Below are 26,035 nucleotides of genomic sequence, written 5' to 3'. Positions count from 1 at the left end.
ACGCACCCGTTCTTTGTCAGAACTTTTCAGTTATATACAGCGCATGGCAGCCTGCGTACAAACAAAGATCAAGCGCCTCCTTACGTATCGTATATTTCTTATCCCCTGTCACTATAACTACACATCACCATAGCTTCACATCACTACAGCTACACACTGCGTCTCAAAACTTTCCTGACTTAAAAATTGCAAACAGCAGCCAGAGCACCATCAATGTGGCGATAATGAAGCCGATTTCGACTACGGGTAGTCCCCATAGGATCGGTGATTGATCGCGTAGCGATGAGCCGATAATCAAGCCGACCATAATGATACAGAAGGCGAGCAATACGATGCTGAAAGCGAGTCGGTTGACGATTTGATCCATCTTATGCAGCAATTCGCCCAGCTCCGGTACATTCACTTCGACCTTTAATTTACCGGAGCGGATCACACGCGATAGCTCGGACGTTTGGCGTGGCAGATCGGTCAGCACTTCGATTGCTTGTAACGCGCCATCGGTAATGCGCTCGCGGATTCGTTTGGGGCTATAGCGCTCACCGAGCAGGCGGCGACCGAATGGTTCTGCCATTTTTAAAATGCTCAAATTCGGGTCAAGCCGCTCGATCACACCTTCCAATGTAATGAGCGCTTTGCCGAGCAGCGCCAGATCGGACGGAATATCGATCTGGTAAGTGCGTATGATCGAGAACATTTCATTAAGCGCTTGACCGAGATCGATCTGGGAAAAAGGAACATCATAATATTGATCGCGCAGCCGTTCCAGCTCGCCGCGCAGTGATGTAATATCGATATCGTCCGGCACAAAACCAAGCCGTAAAATGGCGCGTACCATGCTGTCCGTATTTTTGCGCAACATCGCGATCACAAAACCAGCTAGCCCATTTTTCGTATCACTGTTCAGCCGACCCATCATACCAAAATCGAGATAAGCGACCCGTCCGTCCCGCAATGCTAGCAGATTGCCTGGATGCGGATCGGCGTGGAAAAAGCCGTCGATAAAAATTTGCTGTAACATCGAATCGACCAGTCGCTGTGCTACATCGGACAACTGCAACCCTTGCTGTACGATCTCGTCCGGTTTGCCCATATGAATGCCATCGACAAACTCCATCGTTAGCACGCGCGCAGAGGTGTAATTCCAGAACGTTTTCGGGATATGAATGCGCCGATTGTTAGCGAAATTTTGCCCTAATCGTTCCATATTACGTCCTTCTACATTATAATCAAGTTCGGCGCGCATCGATTTGGAAAATTCATCGATAATTTCGCTAATATTGTATTGGGACACCCAGTCCATATGGCGCTTAGCAATACCGATCAAATCCTGCAAAATTTCCAGATCACGCTGCACGATACGGGCGACTCCTGGTCGCTGTACTTTGATCGCAACCAGCTCGCCGGTGTGCAGCTTGCCCAAATGCACCTGTCCGATGGAAGCGGCAGCGACCGGATGTTCCTGAAAGCTTTCCAGCATCTGCTCGATAGGCAAGCCAAGCTCCAGCTCAATAATTTGGCGCGCTTCTTCTGCAGCGAATGGCGGCACTTGATCCTGTAACTTGACGAGTTCGTTAATGACATTTTCCGGCAACAAATCTGAGCGGGTACTCGCCAATTGACCGAGCTTTATAAATGTAGGACCAAGTTCTTCCAGCACGAGCCGAATGCGCTCGCCGACGGTACGAATACCGTGTACATCCCGACGTGCCAGCTTGAGCGGAATCGCCAGCATCCGGTTCAGCCCCAATTCTTCGACCATATAACCAAAGCCATGACGCATCAGCGCCATGGCGATTTCTCTATACCTCCCGGCATGCCGGATATGGAGAGACATCTCAGGCTAGTGGCGGCTGCGGCTGATCTTGTTCCTTTTCAGCCAAGCGCTGTTCCAGAACTGTAATGCGTTGCTGCAATTGGTCTATCGTCGCTTTGGTCGGCACATCCAGCTCGGTCAGGGCTTTTTGCACTTGTTGACGTACCCAATCCTTAATCTGGTTTTGCTCGTCTGCACCGCGATCCATCAGACGATCCACCAGTGCGCGCGATTCGGATGGCGCTAGCTCGCCGCGTTTCACAAGATCATTCACCGCTTTTTCTACCTTTTCTTTGCTAACTACCGTCATCCCAATTCCAAGAGACAATGCTTTTTTGAACAAATCGCTCATTTCCGTTCCTCCTGACATCAATTGAGTACAACTAAGTGTTCAATCCACTTCCAGTCTGCATATGGGCATACCCCGGTACGTTAAAAGCAATAGCATCCACCTTATGCGACCGGCTCATGCCCATATGACCATACGTCATCTATCTGTTCCTAGTATAACGGTTCTCGGTCGATATGCCTAATCCTGCCTATCATGTAACTTTTATGTTGATCATAGCAGTAAAAGTTGCGATTATGTGCTTGTTGACCATTCCGTAAAATCAACTGTTCATTAGGGACAGAAGTAGCACCAGACTCATTAATGATTTCTGACTGCGCAGTTTTAAGCTACCCTAACCTATGTCGACCTGCCGATCGAGAGATGGAGCCAAGTCGACTTAAACATCATTCCAAACTTACACACTGCTACTCCCTGCCGCCCATAGCATACTTTGCGTCAGCAGACGCAGCAATTCCGGTTGCTGAAAAGACGGCGCATGATGTCCCATCATCACGTATACCGTGCGCCCCATTGCATAGTCTGAACACCAGGCAGCCGGCCACATCTCGTCGTCCATACTGTATTCGAGCAAAATCGTACGCTCTGCGCCAGGCAGCAATGTAAACTCATACGGCTCCTCCTCCATCACAAAGCTGGAAATGCCTTGCATAATCGGATGCGCAGGCGAAGATATGTGCATTTCCAATGCGCGGTAATCGGCATGCCCGCGATACTGTGCTCCCATCAATTGCTTTAACTCGTACCTTGTTTCTTGCAATGACACTCCGCAATGGAGAATTAGCAAACCGCCCCCATTCGCTACATATGTAATGATGCCTGCGGCATGTTGTGGGCTAATTTTTTTGTTAAATGCATCGGTATACACGATGCACAATTCATACGCTTCCAGACGTTCCATTTCGAACAGATCATAATCGTCACTAACATGCAGTTCCCAGCCTTCCGGCATTAGCTTGTCGATATGCGCTTGAATCTGATCCAGCGGGTGATACGGTGCGTCATCACCATAATCACCAATTAATAAAGCTTGTCTGTTATGCTGTTTGGAATTGGAGGGTGTGCTCATCGGGTATCGATTCTCCTTTCTTCGTTGACAGGAATAGCGGTTCATTGCCAGTATCGATCACACAAAATTGTTTCATTTGGGCAAACCAAAATAACATAGAAACGCCTAAGACGTGTACACAATCTGCGTGTAAGCTACGAGTACGCAAACTGGAATAGCTTAGCACTTCCATACTTTCTGCTGGAGTGCAAATCTGCCTTGATGTAAACAGGCGAATGCATACATGTACACGTCCGAGCGCAACACGTCGTTGTGCAATGCTCGGCATTCCGGATGTCTTATTCATTTCTTACCCTTATTTCAGTTTAATTTGACATATAATTCAAATTTTATACATTATAGCTTTAGTATAGTTTGTTAACTGCACATTTGGAAACTGCACGTTATTCATTAGCGCTTTACGTACAACTAGCGTTTGTCTGTCAGCGCTTGCTGCGCTTCACCTTTTGTGACACATAAAAACAGCGATGGCTACATAACAACAACCATTACGTAGCGTAGCGACAAACAAATAAAAACAGCATAATGGCTTCTAATCGAAAGCATCATGCTGTAGATTGCTGGAACGTATACGCTTATAGGCTCAATATAGTTGATCGTAACTCGTAGATTAACTGCTTTTTTTGGTAGCTTTTTTGCGAGTCGCTTTTTTCGCTTGCGCTTGTTCTTCGGCAAGGCGTACCGCTTCTTCTTCAGCTTCACGCTTTTCGACTACTAACTGTGCTGCCTGCTGCTTTTGTTTCATTTCATAAGCTTGGTTGAGCGTCTCCTGAATGTCCGGCTTGCGCATTTTTAAATGGCTGCTGAACACGTCGGGGAACACGAAGCTTTTGCGACCTACATTTTGCGCAAACATAACTGTAATGCGCTCGTCATCATTTTCCACTACTTGTCCGACTCCAAATGTTTCGTGTATCACCTGTTCGTTCGTTAAGTTCATAGTTTGACCTCCTGTGGCTACTCTGTAGCCGATTCGGGCGCGTGCTATACGCAATAGATTCGTTCGTTGCCGTCCGGTGAGCGGGATGCAAAGATGGACATTCGTTTGGATGATCAGTGTGCATAAAGTAGACGATGCCCACGTTTACGCCCTTAGACGACGTATCATTCGTTTGCATACACGCTGTGGATGAAGATGATCGTTATTGCTGAAGCAGCGTTCGTAGCGCGTGGCGCTTCAGGATGGAGAGCGAAAATAAGGTGAGGCAATAGGATCGGAATAAGGATTGCGCCTGTTGTGTAGCAGTTTAAACGGTAAAAGAAAGCAGTAACAAAAATGCAGCGATACCTGTTAAAAATCGGTACGATCGTAACAAGTTCACTGCATTTTAGGAAAGTTGGTAGGTCAAGTATACCATAGAATGGGAATATAGCGCTTGTTCATTCGTCATTTTCCATCTGCTCCGTTAAAAATGACAATTATTCGCAAGCCGATCACACTGTTGTTCCAAAACTATATTCAACAAACCGCGCTACCGCCGCATGTCCAGACGCCCTGTTTATAAAATTATTCGTTTCCCTCCACCAGCGCCTTCCGCTGCTTGACACCTTCACTAAGCGCACGTGCTCCCAAATCCGTCGCTTCCTGCTCCAATCCGGCATCATCATTAATCGCCACACCTTCCGCCAACTGCATCGTCGGCTGTACACGTCCTTGTCGTTGCTGCACGACATGCCATGCTTCATGTGGCAGATGCTGATCCTGTCCGGGGGCGAGGTGGATATCGCTGCCTTGTGCATACGCATGGGCATTCACTTTATCCGGCTCGCGCGAGTTGTAATGTACACGCACATCCGACATATCCATACCGGACATGTTTTCAATCCCGCTTTTGAGCGCATCCGGCATACCGGTTTGGTTGACGGATGCGGCGCTGCTAGTAGAGTCGGAAGCTATAGATGTAGCGGTCGTTCGCTGGATAGGCAGGTCGGCAGTAGCAGCGTTTGCGGCGCGCTGGACAGGCGAATCCGAAGCCGCTTCCTCCAATTCACCCGACTGTAGCGCCGCTGCCAGTTCATCCATTCCTGCCATATCGTCCTCGGCGACGCGCTGAAGCGGCGCAACTGCTTGTGCGGCAAGCTCTTGCTGCTGTGCTCGTACTCGCTGCATCGTCGCTCTGTTGCCAAGCGTTTGCTGCAATACCATCAACTGTGCGGCTCCGGTTCCGCTGCTGAATGCGCCTACACCTGTTGTAAACGGTGCAGCCGTCTGCGGTGAACGCAACGCCTGCTCACGCTGGAGCGGTACGCTTTGGCTTGGCGGTGCAGCTGTTTGCTTGCGGGATGATTCGGATTCATACATGCGACTTCCTCCTGTTCATAAGCATGAATGGTAGCGCCTGTTTACTCGTTTCATTTTATGCATATGATATACCGGTTAACTGTTGCGGAAAATGTTTTATCTCAATGAACGATCGTTGTTGTCATCTTACTGTTTATTGTAAAACATTCACTGAATAAAGCACGACTTTTTTCCATTTTCAGCTACTTTATATAACTCGAATCTACAATTACGCGCCCTTACGCTGCTCCTTACTCCATCCCCATCACGAAATTTTCAACTGTCCTTTCCAATCTTCATCCGTCCCACCGCTGTAATAAGTATCACTCAAATAAAAATATAGCCTTGCCGCCTGATCGCTACCGTTTTGCCGGATAATTTGCAAGAACAGTGCACGCGCCTCCAAAAAGCGACCGTCACGATACAATTGAATGCCTTCTTCAAAAATGGCAGTCGTACGTTGCTTTAACAGACGTTGCTGTTCTGGGTCGCCATCATACAGTTCATACAGATGCCGCACATGGTCATCGTCGGCACCGGACTGAATATAGCCAAGATCGCGAATACCATAGCGTTGCGGATGTTCCAGCGCTTGGTACACTTCGTCAGTGAGCAAAATATAGACGCCCAGTTGCTGGCTAATATTTTCCATCTCAAACACTACATTCACATCTTCCGAAATGACCGCATTGGACATCCGTTCCTCCTCACCGACGACACCGAGTAACAAGCTGCCGCGATGAATTACAACACCGATATCGATCTGTCGCTCGCCGCGTTCCGCATTGTCCGTATTGACCTCATTGATCCGTTGCCGGATCGACAGCGCCGCTTCCAGCGCATCCTCTGTCCAGCGCGGAAACAAGCTGAATAAACTCGCATCTGCATAATCGTTCACAATACCACCGGCATGACGGATACGCGGTCCCGCGCTGCCGAGAAACAGATTGATCAGATTGAAAATTTGCGACGGGTCCATCCCTTTTGTGTAGCGGTAAAAGGAGCGAATGCTGCAAATCATCATGCTCATTTCTTTTTCAACCTGATTGCCAAGCTGCACTTCGGTCAGGTCTTTTTTATCGAGGAAATCAAGAAATGAGCGCGGGACAAAGCGGTAATACGACTGGCTTAACAGCTTCATATTGTTAATCTGCTGTTCGATCTGCGCTGCCATCGTATTAAACTGATCGCCTAGCTCGCTCACTTCATCACGGATACCGCCGATATGCACGCGTGTGCCCAAATGACCTGCCGCCATTTCAATCGCACCGGCACGTAGCTTGCCGATCGATGACAGAATCAGCGCGGTCAGCACGGAGAACAACAATGCGGTCAGCGGTGCACTAATGACAATCAGCCAGAACATTTTGTTGTATAATGCATCCTTTTCTTTGTTCAAGTATTCTTCGGACATACCGACTTCATGCAGCCCGATAATTTGCCCGTTACTATCATAAATGGGACCGACTGCGGATAGCCATGATCCTTGTGGATCGGTATCGTCATTGCGAACGGTTTCGCCTTGCAATGCTTCACGGAATTGCTGATCTAGCGGCTGTGGAAAATAAGGGCCGACGGGATCACCGTAATCGGTCATAACGTACAATCTGCCTTCCCAATAAATATACAGCTCACTGTATAATGCCGTCTCATCTTTGGGCAATAGTTTACGATTCATCTGCGCCAATTTTTCAAATACAGGCTTGCCGTAATCTTCCGGTGATTCGATAGCCAGCAACAGATCGCCATCTATATTTCCGCGGCTGATTTCAACGGCACTTTTCAGTTGCTGTTGAATCTGATCTTTAAGCTGCTGAACTGAAACCTCCATAATATGGTGTGCAAAAAATGCGAGCAGACAGGTGAGCACAAGTAAAAAGGCAGCCATCTGTTTGATCATGATCGATACATGGCGCTTCATCACATATACGTAAATATGATGCAACAACAAGGCAAATATAATCCAGATTAGAAATGTACATATCCAGATCATAGTTATTTTGAACACAAGCGAGCCGGACATCGCCGGATTGTTAATGACTGTAAACGATGTTAGATCAGGATTAGCCTGAATCATCGTATCGCCAACACCGATCGTAATTCGATTTGCCTGACCGATTGCCATCGCACTAATATCATCCAGATGCAGCGGATAACCTCGTTGTGCCAACATTTTATCATCGAGCCAGATAGTCGGTTTAAGCTGATCAACCGGTTCGCTTGTCGCCCCAGCATAACGAACGATACGCTCGGTGCCGATATCGGTCACATACAGTTTGTCATCCGGCGACAAAAACAGTCGATAGTTATAATTAAACTCCGCCTGTTTATCAGACGACTGAGGTACAGTAAGTAACGGCAATCGTTGCAAAAGTGACGTTTTGGTTGCCGAATCGCCAAGTACACCTGCGCGGTAAACCAAGCCATCTTTGCCGGTGAAAAAGATTTTGCCGTTCGCCCAACCGGTTACATTTTGCACGCCGATGTTAGACGGGATCACGACTTGCAACAGATCGCGCCCTGCAAGAGTGGACAGATTGATCTCATGCAGCGTCAATCCGCTATCCGTAATGATCGCAAAACGCAAAACGCCATTTTTGACGAGCATGGACGTAAGTTTGTTATACGTATGGAGCAGCGGCGGATCATGAGGAAGCGTATAGAGCGGTGTATCACTAGGCGTACCGTCCGGTGCATAACGCACGATTTCCTCTTTGCGAAGCTCGGTACGATCACGCGAGTAATAGTTACGTGCAATATACATATTGCCTTCGTCATCGACTTTGATCATGCTAAGCTGTACAAATTCATCGCTTGTGTTGGGCAACAGCGTCCGTTTGAGCCAGTTTTCGTGCGCATCCACAATGAGCGTGACTTTCCCCTCACTGTTCAGCTTGATCACGCGTTGTTGTTTGTCCAGTATATATGTATTTCCATGATCATCGGTTGCCGCATTGTTCACATCCGCCAATGCTACCGTTCTGGTCAGCAACGATTCACTTAGCAGATGAATATTATGGTAACTGAAAATAGCACATACACATAGCGCCACCAACAGCAGTACCATCACTCCCCAGCTACGCCACAGCTTCATATTTTTGTACTCCCCCTGTATCCAAAATCGAGCATTTCGGCAATTGAGCTAGCAACTTCGTCATTGCCGTTTCCAAGCGCCGTATAGTACCATAGAAAAAGGTAAAATTTACACATTCAACACATTTCACCACGTATCCATCACCTTCGCGCTGACATGCTCTATGCCATCCGGCACAGGAGCCAACTATCCCCTAAGGAGGATGCAACATTGGGCATTCAAGTATGCCAGGGAGCCGGATTACAATGCAGCTTTGGAGCCGCTCCGTCTGTATTGAACGTGCTTCCTCTCAACCGTGTGCTTGTTGGAGGCGTTCCTGCCGCCAACATTATGGATCATCAGCCATTCGTCAATATCGCTCCATTTGGAACATGCATGTCACTTGCCAATCCGCTCGTTGCTGCCGCTACCGCTGCGGCGCTCGGTGTACTTACGCCACAGCCGTGCATACCGATGACGATGGCACCGTGGCTGCCTGGTGCGCCTACCGTACTTATCGCCAATATGCCTGCTTTAAACAACGACTCCAAATGCCTTTGTAACTGGGGCGGTGTGATCAGCATTACCCAGCCCGGACAAATGAATACGATGATTCCATGAACAGGAGGAAACGAGTTGGAACGCGCATGGAAACCGGTTAAAAAGCTCTCCCAACAAGCAGCAGGCAAAGCTGGTGAATGGTTCAAACAGTCACTTACCGCCAAGCCACACACGCTAAAGCAGTACAAACGTATCGGCAATTACTGGGTTAGCAAAAAATGGTTATGGATCATCTCGATCGCGCTGGTGCTATTGATCATACTGGCGATCTTTTTCCCGTACAGTTGGTTTGGACGTTGGCCCACACTGTACGAAAATACGAGCAAAGCCAAAACGTATACCGGGCAGGCGATGTTATACGATTCTCCGCAGAACAAGCAGCTCGTCTATAAAGGCGGCTTCAAAGATGGCAAATATGACGGCAGCGGCCAGCTCTACGGGGAAGGCGGTCTGCGTTATGACGGCGGTTTTGCCGGCGGACGTATGCAAGGCGAAGGCACAGCCTATAACACTACCGGGCAACGTGTGTACAGCGGTCAGTTTGCAGACGGGCTGTACAATGGCGAAGGGACTCAATATCAGCCGGACGGCACGATTCTGTATCAAGGCGGCTTTGCCAGCCAGCTTCGCAGCGGCACTGGTAAGCTGTACAATGCCCGTTCTGGACTGCTATACGAAGGCGGCTTCGCGCTGGATAAATACGATGGCGAAGGGACACTTTACCGTAATGATGGCAGTCTGCGTTACAAAGGCAGCTTTCAAAACGGGCTGTTCAACGGACAAGGCACAACGTACGATGCCAAAGGGTTGCCGATGTATGTCGGCAGCTTTGTCGCCGGGCAACGCCAGGGACAAGGCGTCGTTAGCTCTGCCAGCGGTGTCAAACTGTATGAAGGCAGTTTTCTCGCTGGCAAGTACGATGGTCAGGGCAAATCGTATGATAGCAGCGGCAATCCGGTATACGATGGACAGTTCCGCAACGGTGTCTACGACGGCATCGGTACGCTATATGGTGCCGACAAACTGATTCGATACAAAGGCTTTTTTAGCAAAGGCTTGATCGACCCTGCCCGTTTCCTCGGCTTGTCGCGCAAAGAAGTGCAAAATATACTGGGCGATCCCGCCACCGTGCGCCCGATGACTACAGCATCCGGCGGAACGGCAACTGCGGCTAGCAGCTCGACCGCTACGGCGACGAACGGTGCATCTGCTGCCGGTAGCACCGGGAGTGCTGCGTCAGCGACAGGCTCAGCTGCTGCGAGCGGTGGAACGGCTGCGAGCAACCCATCTGCTACTGGAAATGCTGCGGGTAGCGCCGTTTCCACCGGAGCTGCAACGGGTGCCACTTCCGCATCCGCCACAACGGGTACAGCGGTTCCTTCCACACCTGCAACCGAACAGCCGACTGTACCTGAAGGCTTGCAGCCTGCTTATCTTGATTATCCTGACCTGCATCTTATTTTTGAAATTACGATCAAAGGTACCAATGCCGTCGTCTCGCGTGTGACTGTTACCGATGCAGGGCTGGCTGAACAATTGTATGACGCTCAAGTCAATGACGAGAATCAAAAGAAAACCGACGAAGACCGCGCTGTCCATCCAAACAAACATAAATATTTTTTCATCGACAATGATGTGATCTATGGCTTTGAATTTGGACGAAAAGAAAAGGATCAGAGCGGTTTGCAATCGGTTGATGTGATCGATGTAGCAGATGAGATGAAGCAACCGTAACCTCATCGTTCCCCAAGTAGGCGGGCAGTCGATTGATCGCTCCCGCCTTATCGGTAACGTCGATTTAGTCGTGTTGCTGTGCAGTTGTGTAGCTGTCTTATACACACGGTGCTGATTGTAAATAGAGCTGATCTGAAGCCTAGAGTGAGCAGCGGTATCGCTCGCTGTAGGCTTTTTGTCGTTTATTTTGCCTAGTATGACCGGCATTGTCGCTTGATTCGTTTACTTCGTTGTATCGTCTTCATTGATCGCACGTGTTGCCCACCAACGCACTTGTAATGTAGACGGGCCGGACGAAGAAAATACGCGCGCACCGATTCGAAAGCTGCCCTTTTCGGGATACTGAACGGTGCCCAGCTTCACTTGCGGCAATGTTGATTCATATGGCGTATGGTCAAACACATCTTGATTGCCGCCAAAAATGCGGGAATCTTCCTGATCGCATAGCGCAAGCGTTAAATGCACCGTACCTGGACCAAAACCGTGCTGAATTTCGTTGGAAACGATACTTTCCCCTTTGGCAAACAAACCGTTATGCCCGCGCCCGCCAGATAGCGACAATTCAATCGTTCCGGTGCGCACACCGCTTGGTGGCGCAACTGCCACATCTTCTGCCTGTTGTTCCTTGTCCAGCAAACCGAGCATCCAATCGGATTCGAGCGGTGCCGCCTGCGCTTCTACCGTACGTACCTGTCGCTGCTCGGTCATTATGCCATTAAACAGCCCTAACCGCTGCATTTCGGACAGATTGCGTACATAATCGCCAAAAGGGACACGCTGCACTTCTTCAATCGCATAAGTGGAACGGATACGGGTTAAACTGATACGTGCCAGACAGACGACAGACGGACGCTCAGATAACGCTGCATCGAGCGGACGTTCCACATAATCTTGCCAGATGCGCCCTTGCGGATCAGCGATCACTTCCAGTGGGAACACAATTTCCTCACGCACTGGAATCGTGCGCCCATCCACACGCACCGTCGCCGTAACGATCCGAATGACCGCCTTGCCTGCCGCTTCAGCCGCGATAAAATGGCTATCGATCCGGTATTCCGACACGGCTTCTTCGCTGGAATCGTTATACGTGACCCGATGTTCACCACCGCTTAGCTGTACGCCATCACTTTCCAGTGCACAATCCAAAATGACCTGCGCCTCACGCCTTGCTTTAACCACATCCATATGCAAGGTGAATTCCTCTCCAGGTGCCACATAACGCGGTCCTTTGATTAGAATGCGCACCGAATCGTCTTTGTAAAAAGAGACCGTACGCTCCTTGAGGCTCATAATGCCGTATTGATCCAATTCATCCGAATATTCGCGCAGCACGAGCTTAAATGTTTCTTGCACGCGATTATGCTCGCTCAGATCATCGGTAGACGCCGGCTCCTGCCCGCGCTCCAGCGCATGCACCGGCTCACGTCCGCGCTCATTGTAGACGATACATAGATACAAATCGCGAATAAATTCATTGTTGCCAAAGCCTTCGATCAGCGACAATCTCGTTGTAATTGGGGACGGGACGATAATTTCACGTCCCAGACTGTCGAGCGCAGCACCTGACTGGATCGATAGCGTTTTGTCATCCACCATGATAACGGTCAAACCGGTAATGATACCCGGTCCAAATAGCAGTCGGTTCAACAGCCGTCTTTTGTTCACCGTATACTGTTGTTCGGCTTCAAAGTCTCTGACCGTCAGCAGCTTACCGTAAAAATAACGGTTACGCTCAAACGGATAATAGCGAGAATTGCTCATACCATGAACTCCTTTTATATGGTCATGTCAGTGCCAGCTGTATAGTTCGGCAGCGGCACTGCTCAATGTTCCAGCTTAATCGCCTCATCCAAACGAAACGGAAACGTTGCTGCTGCGGTTTCACCGCCATCGGTCAATACGGTATCGTACGAGACGACCGACTGCTCATCGATGGACATGCGCGACGGACGGGATAGTACCGAATTAATTTCCAAATAGGTGTGTGCACCTAGACGTATACGCGGCTCCAACACAACTAGCTCCGCTTCGGTCATAACCGGCTTTTCCTCATGCAGCATGCGCTGAAGCATTTCCTTTTGCCGTTCCGAATGGACGGTATCCGGCGGAACGAGCACCAGAAAGCTATACGGCATATCGTTGTACAGCGGTTTTAACGCTTCGTTCCAGTCCGGATCATGCAACAAATGCTTATATTGGAAATGCTCCAGCACATACGGCCGTTTGCCGGTCATTAACTCCATCGTTTGTACCATCGCTTCCCGTGTGCCGCGAATCCGATACAGCCCGGGCATCCGGTGCAAATAACGGCGCAACAGATCATCATCCCAACTTTCGTCCGCCGCAATGCCGACCCACCCTGCCATCCAACGCAAAAAGTCGCCTTCGATCAATTCCGGATCAAACCGATACGGCATCTCATCGATCTGTTGATGTAGCTCACGGAAAAAGTGACCGAACAATGCGAGAAATCGTCCTAGAAACGACTGCTCTCCCTGCTCCTGATACAGCTCTGGCAAATAATGCAACAGCGACGTACGCGGATAAAACAGTTCCAATTCGCGTACCAATGGCGCCTGTGTCCAGCTACCCGACAATTCGAGCGCAACCCATAGATAGCGTCCACGCGCTTCGGGAAAAAGAGCATTAAGCGGATTAAGCGGCAATGCTTGCCAATGCTCATGAATATAATGGAGCCGCTGCCGATTGCCAATCTCCGGTGCATGCAGCCATTCGTCAATCGTATACACCCGATTACGCCACTGTATCTGCATATGATCAGCGGCATAATAATGGACGATCAATCTCGTTTCCGGCGGCACATCGGCATCGATGCGTAAATTATGCCACATATTGCCCTCTGTACCGCTGTCTGCCGACGGCAGTAACAGATGCCCACGCGGCAAGCCATCCGTTTCCAGCGGCGAGCGGATCATACGATTGCGCCTGAAAATGGTCATAATGGCAGCGGACGCATCATGAACGAGCAATTGTTCACCGCTGCGCAGCAACTCATCTACACGTCCGGTATAACCAGGCACCCGTTCCCAGTCGCCTTGTGGCGATATGACGATCAGATACGCCGCCATCTCGTTTGCGCTGCGCAAATCGTGAACACCTGCATAAATAGCACCGTCCGGCCCTTCGCTCATATCCCCTTCCAGCCGATAACCGACTAACGAAAATCCGCTCGGCTCACCCGCTTCATTCCAGCTCCAAATCGTACTGCTATTCGGAGCAGCCACATAAACGGTTTCGCCATACACCGCCATTTTCCAGCGATCACGATCACGAGCTGGATGATCCGCATTACCTTTAGCGTTTGCCAAATGATTCGGCAATGAGCGACTGCGTAACAAACGTCCATTCCAATTATAGCTGTGCAGCTCATAGTTCCATCTCGGTTGCCCATCCGACTCTGCTTCATCCTCTTGCAGCGGAATCGTTCGTCGTCGCTGCAACAGGTGCAGTTGCTCACTTTCGTGCGCGGCGGCAAGTGTCTGTATGCTCTCGCCATCCACTACACTCACGTTCACTTGCCATAGACATTGCCCATTGATCGCCGCATATACGCTAATCATCGCCTGCCGTGGATGCAAAGGCAGGATCGCAAACCGCTCGGTCGTTCCCAGCAGCAACGATTCGGACATATGTTCGCGATAGGTAGCGGCTAACAGTAGCTCTGGTGCCGGATAAGCAGGATCAAGCAGGAATACCGCTCCTCTGTTATCCATCATATAAAGCTTGCCGTTGCGCTCGGCTGCTATCGTATGAATAGGTACACCGGGAGCGATGACGGGAAAACGTCCTGAAGCACTGTACTTCATTTCACGACGCAGCGTAATGCCCTGTTCGCCAATATCGAGATTGATCGCTTTACCTGTCACCCAATCAGACGGCTTGTTAAAAGCAATGCCCGGTATTCTCATGATCCATTCCTCCTTTCTCTCGCATCGTACTTGCATTCAGCGGATTTCAGACGCCGTGAACAGCTGTACCTCATGCTCGCCAGCATACGTCAGCGCATGCGGCAAAATGCGAATATTGCCGCTTTCGTCACGCACTGTACCGCTGCCTTCGGCAGTAACCCACAGATCGGATACGTACAGCACACCCGGAATATGTGCTAGCCAATTGTGCAGATCACCACTGCGGATCGTTTTGCCAAATTCGCGTTCACGACCGAGCGGGTCAAAATAGTCATTTAGCGCCTTCAAAAAGATCGATTCTCTGCCTTTTAACTGCGGCTCCACTACAATACGTGCCTGCACATTCGCCTGTATATATTGTGGGCCGATCACATGCAGCTCTGTGCCCAGCATGCGATAACGATCCATATAACGCCGTACCGCCTGCAAAAAAAGCGGTGATGGATCAAGCTTACGCTGCTCGGTATAAGGCACGACGACTAGTGTCATCTGTCCGGGCGCTTTGCGTTGCGGATACCCGCCAAGCCCGCTCACATACAGCGGTAACGCCTTCACCCGTCCGACGCGCAGTCCAGGTGTCCGCAGCGCAATCGTCTCGTAATCTTCCGCCGTGACCGCACGCTCTACCTCATGCAAATTGCCCGCCAGTCTGCGCTTCGCCGCCGCCAGCGTTTCGGTGCCATGACCGCCCCGTCCGTGCGTGTAGTTGGAGGCACGCAGCGATGGCGATTGTGCGTCATCCTCCTCCAGTCGCAACACACCGCTGCGCACATTACCACGCTCACCGCCCCCGGATGTGCGCGCGATCATGACGATATTCGGACGGTTCGCACGCTCTGCTGCTCGACCATGTCGATTATCGCCAAACACGATTTCACCAGTACGCTCATCATAATAAAAATGCCGATCATCTGGACCGGAGCTATCAAAGTTCGCAACCCGTGTCCATTCATGCCATTTGACCAGCTTGCCGTCCGTATCGGCGGTAGCGGTCTGTATACGCAACAGACAGAGCGATTCCTCCGGCGTCGCCACTCGGTAACGCTGATCCGGCATCCCTGTGCCAGTGCCCGCATAACGTCGCTGCTGCCAGCCCTGTTCCCATGCTACAAACAGGATATGGTTCGTACCAGCAGGCAATGAGCGCCCATGCCGTCCATCACCAAAATAAACCGACACTTTCGATTCAGCTGGATATTCGGTCAGCACATAGCAGCGATCATTCGGGCCGCATAATGCCAGGTCATCTACCGCTTGCCACATGTACCATCCATCCTGCTCATACACACGCACCTCCATCATGCCTGGATGAGCAAGCTGATGCGACCAATAAAGCACCGGTATCCCTTCACCGTCCCAATTCGTCTGTGTGCATACGACCGTACCGTTCCCTTCGCGCGCGCGTACCGTATTGAGCAGCAAATGCCGCAGCACCGGTGGCGTTTCATATCCGGATTCAACGAGCGTGCAGCGCAGCCAACAGCGCGGACGATCAGTTGCCGGATAGAGCGCATATGGAGTCATTACACCCGGAATCGTCATCCGCAAATCACCATCAAATGTTAGCTCAAACGTCGTATCTTGCCGCAGCTCAATCTCCTGCCATTGCCCGTCTCTATAAAATTCCCACTTCAGCACAGCGAGCGGCGTGTGTACTGCTTGCGGATCGATCGGATTGCGCGGAAAACGGTTTTTGCTTACCAAATCAAACGTCAGATGTAACGGCTGATTAACCGGCAGCGGCATATCGAATCCGATGCAAAAGCAGTTACCTGCTTTGCCATCTGCGCCAAATAGGGCAAACTCCGGTGAACGCAGCCCTTCCCATGCATGCATTACCGATGTATTGTCATGCTGCACGACTACACGCTCAATCTGATGCGGCAGTAGCCATAATGGAGACTGCGTTTCAAATACGATCGTATCCGCACGCAGCCGTGTGCCTGTAGGCAGCAAACGTTGCTGTTTAACCCCGGTAAACTGCACGTCCGTTTCCGCACAAGTGGCTTGCTGTGGCTCCACACCGAGCAATTGCAAAAACTTCAGCTCATTGCGAGCGGTCACGCGGTTGATATAATATTGCTGCGCCTCGGTTAGCCAGGAGAACATTTCCAACATCGTGATGCCCGGATCATGTTCATTTTCATCGGTCCATTCGGGGCTGTAACGGTGAATCGCTTGTCTGGCGCGCTCCATAATTTGCGCATAGGTACGATCATCCAAATTTAGATTGGGCAACATGTTTGTTCTCTCCTTTCAGCAGATGGATGCAAGATGAAGCTGTTAATCCCAATTCGTGCGCACCTTTAGTGACTGTTGTCCTCCGCTGACTATACAATGGCGAAGCGATGCAGCTTGCTCTGGTGTCAGCTCTCGCCTTCCGTCCCGCTCGCTCATGAAAATTTCCATCGTTAGCTTCTGAATGTACCGTACACCAGACACAGATTGCAGTAACGGATAAAACATTTCCGCCAGCGGTTGCTCACCGATTTGCCAGCCTTGCCCGTCCGCTTTGCCGGTCACCGGATTAAGAAAACGACGCAGCCGTTCCTCACACTGCTCCTCCACCGGTACCAAATCTTCCAGCGCACGCACGATAATCGTGCCAGCGATATCCACTTCAAGTCGTACCGGCTCGATCACATATAGCTGCTCAGGGAAAATCATGCCCGACATACGCGGATGCAAATACTGCCTGATGCGTAGGGATAGCTCGGGAAAATATCGTTTACCCGCCCCTTCATCCCGCGCCATCACGACGAGTGTCACACTGCCCGCTTCGCGCTCCATTTGACCGTTATAACCGGAAAAACAGCGTACACGTGCAACATGCGCGTCCGCTGCACGTGCCAGATGTTCATAATCTTCAGCGGTTACGGCACGCTCACGGTGACGAAGCTGCCTCGGTCCCCGCACAGCTGCCTCCGCTACTTTCTCACGATTATGCCCGCCAAACGCCGGAACCGGATTAAACACATCTTGGATAAAAGCACGTGCATAGCGCGGCTGTGTTACGCTATGTGCATCTACATTGCCCTGCTCGCCCTCGGACAGTCGATAATCGACCCGTACACGTCCGATTCCAGTCGCAGATGGAATACGTCCGGTTCGCCCATCACCAAAACGTACAATTCCTTCCTGCCGATCAATCCGATAATGATGATCGTCCGGATTGGAGTGCTCCAGATTAGCTACCGCTGTCCATCGTCTCCACAAACGCTCCACACCAGTCGGTAATGTTTCACGGCGCAAACTATCGGGATGTCGCTGCTGCTCTTGCAGCCATTTAACCGGATCGGCTGTATCCGTTTCGTCCACCCAGATTTGCTCATCTTGCACCGGTGCGCGCAGCAAGCGAAAATAAAGACCGTGCCGATCGCGTAACACATCCGGCTTTTCGTCCTGCACACTTTGCTGCTGGATCGCAGGCACCGTATTCCAGTGCAGTTGGCGCAGCAGCGGATACGGCAAACCATCCCTGCCAAAACGCCGATGCCGATCGACGAGCCGAATCCAGTACGCCTCCCGTCCAAACCGACGAACACGTCCAAAATCCGGCGGTCCCGCCCACTGTATATGCCCGCTGACCGTCATACTTTCGGTCGTGTCATACACTTCTAGCGTCGACCAATTGCCACTGCTGCTGTCGCTGCGCCAGTATTCCCAATCGATGCGTGCCGGATCAGCCAGCCCACCAAGCGGCTGATATTCCAGCTCTGCATACACATAGAGCGGTCCGCCTGTCGGCGGCTGATCCAATGCGATATAACAGACCGCACTGCCATGTTCCAGCATATGAAACGGCGGCTGCGGCTGTCGCCCATATGCTGCACCATAACCGATATATTCGCCCCCATTCAGTGCTGCCCAGCCACGCGTAGTAATCGGCTGCCGATATTCATACGTCAATGTGACATCTTCTAGCCACGGGGAACGATAGATCACATACGGCGCGTACGCATTGTCCAACTCCACAATCCGTGCGCGAATCCAGTGTCCATCAATCCCGTTGACCGGATAAGCTTCCAGATCGTTTGGACAGTAAAAGCTCCATGCGTGCATTTGCCCGGCGGTCTCATTTAGGCGCGCTGCGATGGGCGTACCGTCCTCCGCCGTCAACGGGCTTGTCATCGCGCTCCGTTCTGCCTGCGATGGTACAAATTGTAGTGTGCCGGAATCGGCGGAATGCAGTCTAACCCATGCTTGTCCATTCCAGTATTCCCAGCTTACTTGCCGAATATAAGCATAATCCTGGCGTTTTGGGTCAAATTCGGACGCCCGCATCACCGGTCGCCAGCGCGGTTCATTTTCCGGCGTTGCCATCAATTGATGCTCGCTATATCCGATCCGGCAGTTCAATGTGATCACACTACCTTTACGGCTAAACACTTCGGACGAATGTAAATAAAAGCAACCGTATGTATAAAACAATGTACCAAACGGATATTGTCGTCCTGCCTCCAATTCCAGATCGTCCTGTAATAGACGCTCTGGCACGATGCCGATGCTTGGCTGCACCGCTTTGGAGGCAGTGGATGCAAACTCCGCTAATACGGTCTCACTCATTGTGGCAGCACTAGGTGGAGCCGAGATTGCTGGTAAAACGGACACATTGCCAAGCCGCACCGTTGACAGCATTTCCGCAAACTGCTCGATCTGATGATTCGACGCTTCTGCCGTCAATGGGAAAATCAACCGGCAACGCAACCATACCCCTTGCTGTTCATTAACAACCGACGGTTCCGGCATATTGCCTGCCGCCTTGAATAAATAGAACCGTCCTGTACCGGCACGCACATAATCAAACTCGCGCCATTTGCCGCCTGTACAGTATGACCAGCGCGCATATTGTGGATTACTCAGCAAACGAATCCAGAGCTGGGCAAGATGGGTCGGCTCCAGCTCTGGTATCCACTCCAGCCGTACTTCGCCTGCCAGATGTTCCAGTTCCGGGCAGTTCGTATACAGCACATGCTGCTGCAAAGACTGCCGTTGTCCGGCATCGAATAGACGTGTCGCTTGCGTCTGTGCAGTGGCGCTGTCTGTAACGGGCAGCTCACCTTCAGCCAGTCCAGCCTGTGGCAGCTCTACAGCAGCCTTTTTGCCGTCTGCCGCTTCAGCGGAGCCAGCAACAGGCAATTGGATCAGCTGATCGGTACGTCCATCCGCTATATACAAATCGGTAATGCGCGCAGGTGTAACGAGCAATGCTGCCTTCGTTTCAAACACAATTTCACCAGTCGCTGTAGCCGCTGATACCGGCGTGCCTGCCGGAATGAGCACCGGACGTGTCGCGCCTTCACTCAGCCGAAATGTCAGTGCCGTCGTCGCCGCACGCGCCGGCATCGGCTCCACGCCGATCAGACTTAGAAAGGATAAATAATTGTTAAGCGGTGCCTGATTCAGTCGTCGCCAATTTTCCAGCAGCATATCCGCCACAATATAAAATAAAGCGGTGCCTGCATCCGGATCATCCGGCGTAAAGCGCCATTCCGGTGTATAATACGGCACCAATGCCGACATTTCTTGCATCATGTCCCCCAGCTGACGTGTATCCAGCGGCGGGGAAGCTAGGCGGGCAATCTGCTCCCAATTCAGCCGGGTCATCGTTCATTCTCCTTTCTACCTCTGTAGTCGATTTATTTCATGCTCAGCCGCCATACAAATAAAATGGATACACTTGATTGGACACATGATTCGTCGCTCGTTCGCGGTAACGCACCTCGATGCGTACCGTTCCTTGCTCCGGGTCATCCTGATGTGTGGCGACTTCCACCTCGGTCACACGCGGCTCCCAGCGGGCAATCGCCTCGCGCACACTTTTCGCCATCAGATTCATCGTTGTCACATCTAGCGTTTCAAACTGATACTGCCGAATCCGGCACCCAAACTCCGGATTCATTACTCGCTCTCCTGGCATCGTACCGATCAGAATGCGGATCGCTTCCCGAATATCTTCACTGTATTCCGACATGCCGATGCGTCCTGTCGCCGGATCGACCTGCACCGGAAAGCTCCAACCTCTGCCGAGAAATGAACGCTGGGACATGATAGTCGCCTCCTTGATTTGCCTATTTTCACCGTGCCAGCCTCACTGTTATGACGCTTGCCTGCTGTCATCTCTGCCCGCTTCCCCATGCCGGCACAGACGGCAGACTCCGGATCGCCCTGCCCAGCGCATCAGTTAATTTTGACCATCGTTCCTTTGATCGTGACGAGCGCGTCCGACTGAATCGACAACGGGCCGCTCGATTTCAGATCAAGCGTACCTTTCGCCTGCAACGAAATTTGGGTCGATTCGACCGAAACGGCTTTGTTGCTCGTCAGCGTAATATCGCCCTGATCGTTCAGCACGATCTTAGTGCTACCGCTTGTGATCGTCACCGAACCCGAACCGCCTCCGGTCAGCAATAGGCTATGCGTACCGCCTGCATCTTTAAATTCCACTTTGTCGCCGCCATCATCCATCGTCAGCGAATGACCTTTGGCGCTTTGAAATGTCATTTTGGCAGCATTGTCCGCTTCATCAAAAATAATCTGGTGCCCTGCGGTCGTTTTCATCTTTTTGAGCGTGTTTTTTTCGGGCGGCGGCTCCGGCTTTGCCGTATTGCTCCATAACAGACCGATCACATACGGACGCGTAATATCACCGAGATGAAAAGCGACCAGCACCTCATCATCCACCTCTGGCACAAACAGACTGCCGCGAGCGCTGCCTGCCATCGCCGCTGTGACACGTACCCAATCGGTCTCGTGTTCGCCTTGTTGCATTTGCAGCATCAACTTCACACGTGCCAGATTGTCCGGGTCTTTATTGCTCGTCACTTTGCCAATCGCGACACCGGCAATGCGCGTTTCCGGCTTGCGGCGTGCATCATAATACGAATCCGGCAGTATCATATCGCATTCCCCTTCACTTCAAATTGAATCACATACCCTTGTTCATCCAGCACATGCACCGCTCCGGTCAAATAACAGGTGCGTCCAACCGTTGTCCCCAGTCCGGCAAAAGCGACATACACCCCAGCACGCAGCTCCGGTATGCCTATACATTCACCGCTACCGTTAACGAGTTCCATCGAGCGCGTCTGCATTAGCGAATCGGCAGCATTTTGCACATCTTGCACCGTTTCAGCGTCCAGATCGTGGTACGCCTCATACGTGCCCAGCGCACCGATCAGCGCGCTACCGGTCTTCGTGCCGTCACCGATTTTGACGACCGTCGGTGCGGAGGAAGACAATAACTCGCGATTCAACGGGTCCCAGCTCTGTACTTTGATGCCGCTCCACTGGGAAGCGATATTGTGTTCCAATCGCAGCGAGATCAAGCCTGCCCCCCAGCTAAGCTTCAAATACGGCGTCGTCGAAGCCGCCATTTTGCGAAAATAAACCGCTTTGCCGACTACCAACAATTCGCGATTACTGCGAAATGCCAGCTCCTGCAAAAAGTGATAATCATCCTGCCGATACTGGGCGATATTTTCGATCGTTTCGGTCGTAGCGTCCACTTTGAGACTACCTGCATACGCAGAAGCCAGCTCGCGTGCCACATCGCTGTATTTCTTTTTTTGCCATACTTTTTCGCTATAGGTTTTCATCATTAATACGGTCATATCCATACAGCCGATCGTCACATAAGCGGCTTCATCGTCACGTGCTTCATAGCTGATCGCTGTAATATAACCGGTAAATACCGCCTTGAGTTTTGTCCCATAGCCTAGCTCGATATCGATCGTTCCACCAAGCGTCATACCGTCCGGCACGATAAACTCCTTTGCCTGCGGATCGAACGCCTCTTTGATCTGAAATGAAGCATAGTCCGCCAGCGGCTCCACTGTCGTATGTACGGTCAATTGTCCCAGCACTAGATTGTCCGGCGTATACGACTGCCCGCTACAACTGATTTTGAATACCGGTGCGGCAAAATCATTATACGTGCTGCTTAGATTCGCATAGTCGACGCTTGAAGTCGGTAATGAAATGTCTGCCATCTCGTGTTCAGCCCTTTCCCGGTACAGTCAGCGTCGATACAGGGCCTGGATTCAGCGGATCATCAATGCCGCTCGCATCGGCAATTTGTCGCCATTTGGAAGCATCGCCGTAAAATTTCTGCGCCGTTTCCGGCAATGATTCCCCTTGCTGTGAGGTCACCTGGCGGTCGGTCTCGCTTAGCGTTTTGGCGGTTACCTTCTGGTCGAGCGATTTTTCCCGATATAGCGTAATGTTCATGCGCAGCCGCAGTGGAACGCCATTTTCCATAAATAACGTATATTTCTGCTCCTTGATCTCCATACGTCCTTCATATTCAAATGTGCCCCAAGCAAACGTATACGTGCGCGGCTTCGCACTGCTCATATCCTCCTGTATCATCGACAGCAACTTACCCGCATATTCGCGCACATCGCTTCCTTGCATCGATGTGTCAAAAAACAGACTCAGGCTCAGACTGCCTGCCACATTACCGATCGTTTGCAGCGGTTTGGATTCATTAGTGCCCGCATTCCAGTTCCCTTGCTGTACGACCGTATATTCGGACGGATTAAACATTACGGTGAAAATATCTCCGGTATTGCTTTTCGTTTTCCCCTGCGGAATGATTAGCGCTTTACTCGTTGTCAATTGTCCTTCCCCCTCTGTGCCAGCACAGCATTACATTCCGCGCCGCTGATAATCCGACTTCAAGCGGCGCTGCAACTCGCGATATACACGTTGCACAATCTGCTCCAGCTCATTGGAACCGAGGCGTACAGGTTGCCTTGCCGCTGCTAGCGCCGATTCGGAATCGGACATAGCAGCATTAATGGTGCCAGTCGTCGTGGCGGCTGCACGATTCCCCTGCCGTGCTGATGCGTCTTCACCTGTTGAAGATAGTGACGACGATGCGGATACGGCTGGTGCCGTACGTCTCCATTCCGGCACGAATGTGCCCTGCGGCGAACGCTGGTCGGTGCCGCTAGCTTCCGCTTGCCCCTGCTCCCCTGTTAGCATTCGCTCCGGTAACTGCTGTATCCGGCGTCGTAGCATTTCCAGCATTGCCGGCTCTGCCGCTCCGCTTAGCGGCAAGCCTATCCCCCTGCCGCCCGTACTGGCAAGCAGTGGTACACCGCTGCGACGTGTGCTGCTATCACTGGTCGTATAAGCAGCATAAGCGTCAGACTCGGCAACTGTGTCGGCGCTAGAAGGATTAGACTCACTGCGCCTGAAGGCAAGCAGCATCCGCTCCGGTGACAATCCCCCATCGGCACGTAGCGGTGCCGCCGCGCTACGCTGCTCGGCTTGCAGCGCCTGCATAAGCCAGCGACTTGCTTCCAACTGCAAATCGCCCGTACTGCGGCGACCGCTTGCCGCTGCTCCGGCTTGCCCGGCAAAGCGCAATGCCAGCGCTCGGCTCGCTGAACCCGGACGCAGTAATTCTCCAGATAACTCGCGTCCGGTAATACGCTGGATAAGCGTGCTTACGGTTGTCGTAATCCCTGCTTCCCCGCGCATGCCTTGTCCGTTCACAGACCACATCGGCAACAGCAACGGGCTTGCCCATGTCATTCGCTGCGGTGCACGTGCACGCTCACGCGCTAACTGACGCAGCGATGTGCTTTGCGTTTGACCTGGTAACGCCGCCGCAAGCGGCAACAGCATCATAAACCGTTCCGGCGATAAACGCAGCGTCTCACGCTCGATATATCGACCTAGCGTTTCATAAATATTACCTTGTAACAGGCGTGTGTCGGCAGTGGCACCTGTACTAGCCAGCTCCTCATCGCCCAAATAACGGCGCAGCAGCAACGGATGATACAGCTCGCGCCGCAGCGCTTCATCCGCACTATCCGACTGCAACCACGGCAAATTAAGCCACGGCCACCATTCCCGCAAACGCTGGCTCGCCTGTTTCCACTGCGCACCGCCCGCCAGTGCCGCCTGATTCCAGAGCCAGCGATTGCCCTGACGACGAATCAACTGCTCCGGCATCCCTGCTACCGGTGTCCCTGCCGGGCTTTGCCGCCGCCATTCCTGCCGCACAGCCGTCATTACCATCCGGCTCCATTTGCCTGCCTGCTGGTGAAAAGAACGCTCTGCCGCACGCTGATACAACCGGCGAATATTATGCTCGATAACCGCCCGCCGCTCATGCGGATTAAACAGGCGCACAATATGATACAGCCAATCTTCCGGCTCACGTGCAGGCTCCTGCCGCAGCGGTTGCCACGACGGATACGGCAAAGCGGCTGCCGTCTGCTCCGGCGAAGGCAACACATTCAGCAATTGCACCGTGTACGTACCGCCAAGCACACTGTCCAGCTCGCTCAAACGTGACACCTGAAAAAGATCGGACAGACGACGAATCTGACGATCGCCCTCCGGACGAATGCTGCCGGATGGCGATCGCACCGGAATCGTCAACCGCACCGGCGGTAACCAGCGCAGCCGTGGCGCCAACGAGCTGCCTGCAAGCGCGCCGATACGAGCGGCACGTCCACCGCTTTGTTCCAATAGCGGAACGAGCCGCGACAATTCCCTTATATTGCGTCTGCTCCATGAACCGGTTCCCTGTATGTGTGAGAATGAGCGTGTATCAAGCGTCCATTCATACGGCTGGATAAAGGCGGTATCGCCAGACATCCCGCCGGTAAGTATGCTGCCCATCCCACCTGCCATTTGCCGGAAAATAAGCTGTGGCAAACTGCCCAGCACACGCAGCGATAACGGTAACGACTGCCCTGTTGCCGCCCCAGCCTGCTCACTGTGCGCCTCCAACCATATTTCAGGCGGCAAGCGTCCGGCACCACCTTGCCACAACATCTGCCATAACGCCGGCGGTACCGCGCCCCAAGCGCCCCCGCTACCAGCCGTCACACCCTCTGTGCTCAACGAACCTGCATTGCCGCGCTCCACTTCATTTCGCGGCAATGCAGCAATTGAACTTTGCCCTTCCAGCGCCAGCAGCCGCCAAAAATAATAATTGCGTACAAGCAATGGCTGTGTAATCGACACCTGAGTGAGCGGCTTCCATTCGATTCGCTGGTGATGATGGTGGTGAATTTCCTCATACGTTCCGGCGTGATCGCGGGCGGCAATACGGCGATGCACGAGCGCTGCACCTGGCATAGCTGACGACATCGCTGTCGGCTTATGCCGCTCTGCTAACTGACGCGCAAAAGCCGTAGCTGCCGGAATAGCGGCAACCGGAGTAAACGGACGACGCAAAAGCCAGTATTTCATTGATGAATC

The 26,035-nt window shown here is 51.9% G+C and carries 17 protein-coding genes; 2 read left to right on the top strand and 15 right to left on the bottom strand.

Annotated elements, in window-relative coordinates; genetic code table 11:
- Positions 1-163 precede the first annotated feature (163 nt).
- The 6 genes from U1I11_RS12305 to U1I11_RS12280 all read right to left on the bottom strand — a co-directional run bounded on the left by U1I11_RS12305 (position 164) and on the right by U1I11_RS12280 (position 8,606).
- The gene (locus U1I11_RS12305; protein ID WP_322906423.1) at positions 164-1,834 is read right to left on the bottom strand and encodes an ABC1 kinase family protein; all 1,671 of its coding nucleotides are present in this window, start codon (positions 1,832-1,834) and stop codon (positions 164-166) included.
- A 1-nt stretch (position 1,835) separates the two neighbouring features.
- On the bottom strand, positions 1,836-2,165 hold the full coding sequence (locus U1I11_RS12300; protein WP_322906422.1) for a phasin family protein: 330 nt from the start codon (positions 2,163-2,165) through the stop codon (positions 1,836-1,838).
- A 394-nt stretch (positions 2,166-2,559) separates the two neighbouring features.
- Complete coding sequence (locus U1I11_RS12295) at positions 2,560-3,231, bottom strand: ThuA domain-containing protein (RefSeq protein ID WP_322906421.1); 672 nt, start codon at positions 3,229-3,231, stop codon at positions 2,560-2,562.
- Between the two features lie 610 nt (positions 3,232-3,841).
- On the bottom strand, positions 3,842-4,171 hold the full coding sequence (locus U1I11_RS12290) for a hypothetical protein (RefSeq protein ID WP_322906420.1): 330 nt from the start codon (positions 4,169-4,171) through the stop codon (positions 3,842-3,844).
- Positions 4,172-4,738: 567 nt separating this feature from the next.
- Entirely contained in the window at positions 4,739-5,533 is a 795-nt protein-coding gene (locus U1I11_RS12285) for an eCIS core domain-containing protein (RefSeq protein ID WP_322906419.1), read from the bottom strand.
- A gap of 244 nt (positions 5,534-5,777) precedes the next feature.
- Positions 5,778-8,606, bottom strand: a complete 2,829-nt coding sequence (locus U1I11_RS12280; RefSeq protein ID WP_322906418.1) for a HAMP domain-containing protein — start codon at positions 8,604-8,606, stop codon at positions 5,778-5,780.
- Positions 8,607-8,816: 210 nt separating this feature from the next.
- On the opposite strand from U1I11_RS12280, the gene U1I11_RS12275 reads away from it, so the two are divergent.
- Together U1I11_RS12275 and U1I11_RS12270 are read left to right on the top strand one after the other, a co-directional pair.
- On the top strand, positions 8,817-9,206 hold the full coding sequence (locus tag U1I11_RS12275; protein ID WP_322906417.1) for a DUF4280 domain-containing protein: 390 nt from the start codon (positions 8,817-8,819) through the stop codon (positions 9,204-9,206).
- 15 nt (positions 9,207-9,221) lie between these two features.
- The gene (locus U1I11_RS12270; protein WP_322906416.1) at positions 9,222-10,880 is read left to right on the top strand and encodes an MORN repeat-containing protein; all 1,659 of its coding nucleotides are present in this window, start codon (positions 9,222-9,224) and stop codon (positions 10,878-10,880) included.
- Positions 10,881-11,102: 222 nt separating this feature from the next.
- On the opposite strand, the gene U1I11_RS12265 is transcribed toward U1I11_RS12270, so the two are convergent.
- The 9 genes from U1I11_RS12265 to U1I11_RS12225 form a co-directional block, all read right to left on the bottom strand.
- Entirely contained in the window at positions 11,103-12,641 is a 1,539-nt protein-coding gene (locus tag U1I11_RS12265) for a hypothetical protein (protein ID WP_322906415.1), read from the bottom strand.
- A gap of 62 nt (positions 12,642-12,703) precedes the next feature.
- On the bottom strand, positions 12,704-14,809 hold the full coding sequence (locus U1I11_RS12260) for a phage tail protein (protein ID WP_322906414.1): 2,106 nt from the start codon (positions 14,807-14,809) through the stop codon (positions 12,704-12,706).
- Positions 14,810-14,845: 36 nt separating this feature from the next.
- Complete coding sequence (locus tag U1I11_RS12255; RefSeq protein ID WP_322906413.1) at positions 14,846-17,050, bottom strand: putative baseplate assembly protein; 2,205 nt, start codon at positions 17,048-17,050, stop codon at positions 14,846-14,848.
- A 42-nt stretch (positions 17,051-17,092) separates the two neighbouring features.
- The gene (locus U1I11_RS12250) at positions 17,093-20,416 is read right to left on the bottom strand and encodes a putative baseplate assembly protein (protein ID WP_322906412.1); all 3,324 of its coding nucleotides are present in this window, start codon (positions 20,414-20,416) and stop codon (positions 17,093-17,095) included.
- Between the two features lie 43 nt (positions 20,417-20,459).
- Positions 20,460-20,858: a GPW/gp25 family protein gene (locus U1I11_RS12245; protein WP_322906411.1), complete on the bottom strand. Its 399-nt coding sequence runs from the start codon at positions 20,856-20,858 to the stop codon at positions 20,460-20,462.
- Between the two features lie 131 nt (positions 20,859-20,989).
- Positions 20,990-21,709 (bottom strand): phage baseplate assembly protein V, encoded by a 720-nt coding sequence (locus U1I11_RS12240; RefSeq protein ID WP_322906410.1) that lies wholly within the window; start codon positions 21,707-21,709, stop codon positions 20,990-20,992.
- Positions 21,706-22,800: a phage late control D family protein gene (locus U1I11_RS12235; protein ID WP_322906409.1), complete on the bottom strand. Its 1,095-nt coding sequence runs from the start codon at positions 22,798-22,800 to the stop codon at positions 21,706-21,708. Before U1I11_RS12235 ends, U1I11_RS12240 begins: the two co-directional genes overlap by 4 nt.
- A 7-nt stretch (positions 22,801-22,807) precedes the next feature.
- The gene (locus U1I11_RS12230; protein WP_322906408.1) at positions 22,808-23,428 is read right to left on the bottom strand and encodes a CIS tube protein; all 621 of its coding nucleotides are present in this window, start codon (positions 23,426-23,428) and stop codon (positions 22,808-22,810) included.
- A 30-nt stretch (positions 23,429-23,458) separates the two neighbouring features.
- Positions 23,459-26,026, bottom strand: coding sequence for a hypothetical protein (locus tag U1I11_RS12225; RefSeq protein ID WP_322906407.1), 2,568 nt, complete (start codon positions 26,024-26,026; stop codon positions 23,459-23,461).
- Between the last annotated feature and the right edge of the window lie 9 nt (positions 26,027-26,035).

The sequence above is a fragment of the Paenibacillus campi genome, assembly GCF_034659835.1.
Lineage (GTDB): Bacteria > Bacillota > Bacilli > Paenibacillales > Paenibacillaceae > Saccharibacillus > Saccharibacillus campi.
Note: the sequence above shows the minus strand (reverse complement) of the source record. Positions and strands in the feature narration are given on the sequence as shown.